We start from the raw sequence: 5,518 nt of genomic DNA on the forward strand, positions 1-5,518 counted from the left end.
ACTCGACCGACCCAACTGCAACAAAAAGCGTTAGATTTATTGGGAGTTTCCCTGATTTGTACCCAGTAACGGGGTGCTGTAAATTCTCTTAATCCCTTCTACAGCACAGGTTATGGCCTTTTGTCAACGGGGAAGTCCAGATATATATTGAAAGACCATGTTTTACAAGAAATGGAAAAACGGGATATTCCCCCAGAATTAGTAAAATCGGTACTCAACAATCCAGAACAGATAGTATCGGGTTATAATAATCGAAAGGTTTATCAATCTCGCCTAGACTTTGGAGATGGTAAAGAATACCTCTTACGACTTATTGTTGAGAGCAATCGAGAACCAATAGAAGTGATTACAGCCTACCGAACCAGTAAAATTGATAAGTATTGGGGAAAGCCATGAAAATTATTTATGATCCAGAAGTAGATATCATGAACATTATCTTTTGTGAAACTACAATCGCAGAAAGTAATGAAGACGAAAACGGCATGATTTTTGACTATAATGATGAGGGTAAAATAGTGGGTATTGAAATTCTTGATGCCTCTCAACGAGTTGATAATCCTCAAGCTATCAGTTACGTTATCCAATTATCTAAACCTTCCTAAATTATTAATTTATTAACCAAAATTTAAAAATCCTATGAATATCGAAAGCAGCTCGACAACAGAAAGTCAAGAGTCTTCTGAAAGTTTAGAAAATTCAGCAGAAACAGAGCAAACTGATGAGGAAGCTTTGGCGCAATTGGAACAAAAAGAATCTCAAAGTGATGGTCAAGAGTCTTCAGAAAACCTAAAAAATTCAGCAGAAACAGAGCAAACTGATGAGGAAGCTTTGGCACAATTAGAATCAGAACAATCTGAGACTTCTGAAAATCAAGCAACAGATGAGGAGGCTTTAGCACAATGGGAATCAGAACGATGAGGAGAAGGAAGACGGAGACAAAGATAAAGGAAAGGAAAAAGGAGATAAAGATAAAAGCACTAAAAAAGGAGGTACTGATAGAGGTGGTTTACCAGGAGATTTTTCACCATCGCCAGGTTCTAAAATTGAAGATTCTGATAAGGGGGATTCTAAACCAGACGCGAAAAAAAAGATAGCCTACGGATATCCTAGAAGCATAAAAGAAGCACTAACAACCGAATATCCTGAAGGTATGGTTTATATTTTGCAAAATGTTCTTGAGGAATTAGATAGATTCGACTTAGATTTTCCACCGTCGAGAAAATAGGGTAATCAGCGTAGTCCCTTAAAACCTGCTGATAGGGATATTATAGATATTAATCAAACAGATGATGACGTTAGAGGTTTTCCGAATCAAACTAATTTAAAAGAAGCGATTTATATGGCACAGGATTTGAGTCAAGAATGGAGCGGTTTAAACTATACCGAAAAAAGTGACGCAATGGGAAGAATCAGAGCTAGGATTCAAGAAGAAGATATGTGGCTTGATTGGCATAAAATCCCCTTAACTGAAGGGTAAAAAGTCGCTTATTGGTTTTCTTACACAGAGGAAGATCATCGCAATAACCTATTATTTTCCGATCCAACTCCTCAAACTCCAACCCCTAAACCAAATCCTACTTATAACCCATCACAAGTATTAAGCTTTAATGAGTGGGTTAATCAAAATCCTGCCTTACAGCATTTTTCAGAGCAAGATCAACGAGAAGCTTATCAAAGATACCTAAAATCTAAAGGCGTTAATATCCTCTCTTTTGACGAGTGGTTAACCGAAAATCCGGCTTTACAGTTTTTCTCAGAGGAAGAACAACAACAAGCCTATCAGCGATATTTAGACTCGTTAGGAGGTAATTCATAACCTTAATTTCTTATTCAAACATCCAGAGTTTAGTGCTGAAGCGCAACTACAAACCTTGTCATAAAATCAGGTTCGTTGTCGAGGCTTTAGCCCGATTTTTATCTATAATTAGGTATTATTCTATTTTTAATAGCTCTCGTGGGTGGTGCGTTACGACGGATTGTTATTCCTAAGTAAAAGCCAAGATTGTCGCCGTCTAACGCACCCTACTGGACTGACTTTTGAGCGTAGGCGCTCTCATCGAATTTTATTTTAAGTTAATTATTTGCATAACAATTCCCGAAGAGCCAAAAATATTTGGTATTTGATGATTTCTTCTCAATATCTGATTGGTTGAGTATTTTTTTTGCTTATTCTGATTTTTTTTCTTTGAAAATACCTGTAGTTTTTTATGCTTCAAACTGAAGTGGGGAATATGGGTTAAAATATTAAAAGGATGCTAAAGATAGCGGCTAGAGTTTCCAGAGTGAGCTATCCTAGAGATACTACTTACTCCATCCTCGCCCATGCTCGATCGAGTTCTCCATAGTCGTTATCAAGTCCAACAGGTGCTGGGGAAAAAAACTATCTTAGCTAGGGACAGACACACCACCCAGTTAGTTATCATTAAACTTATTCCTGTTCCTAGGGGGCAAGGGAGTCAGTTTATCGGAGAAATAACCGGTAAAATTGCCCTATTGCGACAACTCTCCCACCCATCTCTCCCCAAATACCTCGATATTTTTGAGATAGATTCATCCCAAGAACAAATCATCGCTATTGTCCGGCCTTATTTATCAGCGCAGCCTTTAGAAAACTATCTTAACTCCGGTTATTTGTTAGCAGAACAAGACCTCAAACAAATTGCCAAATATCTTTTGGAGATTCTCTCCTATATCCATCAGCAGGATCTCCCCATTAACCACGGCAATATTAAACTTAGTAATATCCTCTTTGATACCCAGTCTCATCGTTTTTATCTAGTTGATTTTGCCTTTGATTCCGATTCTCCCACCACCGACTTACAGGATCTAGGTAAAACTTTAATCAGTTTAGCCACGGGGATTAAGCATCGTTACATACCCGAAAACTTTGAGCAAAAAACTAATCTAAGTGCTTTTTTCATCTATTGGTTAAAAAGATTATCAAACTCCCCTCCAGACTCTCATTTTCGTTCGGTGACAGAAGCTTTAGCCAGCTTATATAGTTGTCAATTGATCTTAGTATCTATTGGCAATCTGACCAAACCCTACGGCAGCGAAGTTACTGTTTATAAAACAGATAATCTCCTGCAAATAAAAATCGCTAGTAAAACCAAACAAAAGTTTTTCAACAATCTCAAAACCCAGTTAAGACAGTTTTTACCATCCCTATTCTTTACGATCATTCTCTTAACTATAGTCGCTATTTACGATCTCAAACTGGTCGCTTTTTTAATCCCGATTATCCTAATTTTTCTGCTCAATTTAATTTCCTCTAGTTTATCTTGGCAGTTATGGAAATCTTTTTGGCAGGGGGAACTAGAGTTAAAAATTACCCCCAAAAAAGTTTCTCTTTACCAAAAACTCTGGGGGCTGAAATTTAAACCAACTGCCGATGCCGCTAATTGGGAAATTTATAGTCTCCTCCGTCGCAATGTCACCGTCACTATGCAGGGAGAAAATGTTAATATTATTCCTCCTTCTCTGGTTCTCGTTGCCAACCATCGAGAATATATTATCACTGCCAGTGAAGATGTTAGCGAAGCCGAATTAGATTGGTTGGCACAGCAGTTAAGTGATTGGCTACGTTTACCGATTACGAGAATTTAAGGTGTATTAAGCTACGTTAACACACCCCAAATTTATCTATAATTAACCGATAACATCTTCCGATTTAATCAGATGCGCTTCTAGGAACCAGAGACGTTTATCGATGTCCCGGGAGATTTCCGTATAGAGATCTGCTGTGTCGGCATCCCCTTGATTGCCAGTGCTATCAATAGCAGAACGAAGATGGGAAGCGTATAAGGCATAACGTTCGGCTAAAGCAACGATATGTTCACTACCATCGACGATATCAGCCGGATATTCTGGCAGAATCGAGTTAGCGGCGGCGATGCGTGCTGTTCCCAAAGCGGTTCCACCTAAAGCGGTAATCCGTTCTGCTACCATGTCCCCATAGCCTTCTAATTCCGTGGCCATTTCGTCAAAGAGGCTGTGCAATTGGTAGAAATTTAAACCTTTTACATTCCAGTGGGCCTGTTTAACCTGAGTTTTTAGGTCTAAACTAGCGGCAAGGGTTTGGCTTAAGATTTCAACAATAGCTTTGCGGATATCTAATGCTAAATCGATGCGGGTGGCGTAGTATTGTCCCGTGGTTTTGGTTTTGACTGGAGTGGCTACCATAATCTTTCTCCTTGATCAGTTAACAGAATACTCGATAATTTTTGTGGGTGCATAAGGGACTGATTTTGATCCTATTGGACGTTGATAATAAACTGAAAAACGGCCAATTAATTCGGAAAACAAGTAGCTGATAACTGATACTTCCAATGCGCTCAGTACAAGTAACGGCTCGAATCAGCGGCATCAGACAACCTTGAACTGAGCATCAGCAGCCTTCGTCCGTCCGCTGCACTCGAATTGTCAGACCTCTCTTATCGCTCATCTCATGCCAGAAACAAATTCTTGTACCGTAATTCCAGCAGTACGAATAAGACTACGAAGCGTACCCTTTGCCACTTCACGATGATCAGGAACAGAGAGTGTTACCTGTTCGCCCTCCTTAACCATGATAATATGGCTTGCACTTTGACGCGCAACTTGCCAGCCGAAGGTTTCAAATACTCGGACTACCTCACGTCCGCTGAGAACAGGAAGAGCAGAGGACATGATTATGCCATTACCTCTACTTGGTGAGTTTCAATCGTTAGCGGTAGCCCACGTTCTGCACGAACTTGAAGGCAGGCGATAATTGCATCTCTGATATTTTCAAGAGCTTCTGCTCTCGTTTTACCTTGGCTGACACAACCCGGAATGCTGGGGCATTCTACAACCCAAACTCCATCTTCGTCACGGTCAAGTGTTACAGTCAACTTCATAAGTTTTCGCCACAATCTCCCAGCTTATAGTTTACCTCGTGTTCTCACCTACCTATTAGTGGATGACAAGAACCTTCAGGAATCAAAGCTACATCAAGGAAGATACCGAATTGGGTTTTGCCCACCTTCAGCAAACTCAACCCAATTTACGGATGTTGCCCCTATGTACTGAACATGAGTTAATCGAATGTCGTATCGACCTTCCCTGTCTGCTGGCTCTGCACCAGCATGGTTCGCTATGTACAAATTATTCGCATTATTCTCATCATCACGATGATAAAGAATAATACGGTCAACTTCACGATTGGGATCGATCTTCCACTGACCCGTTGAACCAGTGTTGTCATCGTGGAGAACAAAGTGTTTTCCCTCTGTAAAGATAACGACTACCTTTTCATTTGGCTTTATGAAGTCACGGGCTTTCACAAAATAAGCAATTCTCATACTTGGGAGGCACAAAGTTTCTGGTTTTAGTTAGGGTCTGCTGAAAAAGTTTGTTGGTGGGGGCAGGGTGTGGGGTGTGGGGTGTAGGGTTTTACCGATTTTGAGGTAGTCAGTTACCTAATTTTCAGGGAAAAAGTACCTGAATTTTACCCCCGATCCCTCCAATGGTCGGCACTTTTTGAGGTCAAAAAAGTCTA

The 5,518-nt window shown here is 40.2% G+C and carries 9 protein-coding genes; 5 read left to right on the forward strand and 4 right to left on the reverse strand.

What is annotated here, in order from left to right:
- Positions 1 to 147: 147 nt before the first annotated feature.
- The 5 genes from IM450_RS04055 (at position 148) to IM450_RS04075 (ending at position 3,606) form a co-directional block, all read left to right on the forward strand.
- The gene (locus tag IM450_RS04055) at positions 148 to 396 is read left to right on the forward strand and encodes a DUF4258 domain-containing protein (RefSeq protein ID WP_287668809.1); all 249 of its coding nucleotides are present in this window, start codon (positions 148 to 150) and stop codon (positions 394 to 396) included.
- A complete protein-coding gene (locus IM450_RS04060) occupies positions 393 to 602 on the forward strand; it encodes a DUF2283 domain-containing protein (RefSeq protein ID WP_002802494.1) in 210 nt (69 codons plus the stop codon). The genes IM450_RS04055 and IM450_RS04060 overlap by 4 nt, the downstream gene beginning before the upstream one ends.
- Positions 603 to 636: 34 nt before the next feature.
- Entirely contained in the window at positions 637 to 918 is a 282-nt protein-coding gene (locus IM450_RS04065) for a hypothetical protein (protein ID WP_002802492.1), read from the forward strand.
- A gap of 421 nt (positions 919 to 1,339) precedes the next feature.
- Entirely contained in the window at positions 1,340 to 1,477 is a 138-nt protein-coding gene (locus tag IM450_RS04070) for a hypothetical protein (protein WP_287668814.1), read from the forward strand.
- An 845-nt stretch (positions 1,478 to 2,322) separates the two neighbouring features.
- Positions 2,323 to 3,606 carry a protein kinase domain-containing protein gene (locus IM450_RS04075; RefSeq protein WP_287668817.1) on the forward strand — a complete coding sequence of 428 codons (1,284 nt, stop codon included), beginning with the start codon at positions 2,323 to 2,325 and terminating at the stop codon, positions 3,604 to 3,606.
- Between the two features lie 42 nt (positions 3,607 to 3,648).
- Here the strand turns inward: IM450_RS04075 and dps are convergent, their stop codons facing one another.
- The 4 genes from dps to IM450_RS04095 form a co-directional block, all read right to left on the reverse strand.
- Positions 3,649 to 4,182 carry a DNA starvation/stationary phase protection protein Dps gene (gene dps / locus IM450_RS04080; RefSeq protein ID WP_002802486.1) on the reverse strand — a complete coding sequence of 178 codons (534 nt, stop codon included), beginning with the start codon at positions 4,180 to 4,182 and terminating at the stop codon, positions 3,649 to 3,651.
- Between the two features lie 258 nt (positions 4,183 to 4,440).
- Entirely contained in the window at positions 4,441 to 4,668 is a 228-nt protein-coding gene (locus IM450_RS04085; protein WP_002739431.1) for a type II toxin-antitoxin system HicA family toxin, read from the reverse strand.
- A 2-nt stretch (positions 4,669 to 4,670) separates the two neighbouring features.
- Positions 4,671 to 4,877, reverse strand: coding sequence for a type II toxin-antitoxin system HicB family antitoxin (locus tag IM450_RS04090; protein WP_002739432.1), 207 nt, complete (start codon positions 4,875 to 4,877; stop codon positions 4,671 to 4,673).
- Positions 4,878 to 4,970: 93 nt separating this feature from the next.
- Entirely contained in the window at positions 4,971 to 5,321 is a 351-nt protein-coding gene (locus tag IM450_RS04095; RefSeq protein WP_016514355.1) for a hypothetical protein, read from the reverse strand.
- Between the last annotated feature and the right edge of the window lie 197 nt (positions 5,322 to 5,518).

Origin of the sequence: Microcystis sp. M083S1 (genome assembly GCF_020246405.1) — a bacterium.
Taxonomy (GTDB): Bacteria; Cyanobacteriota; Cyanobacteriia; order Cyanobacteriales; family Microcystaceae; genus Microcystis; species Microcystis aeruginosa_C.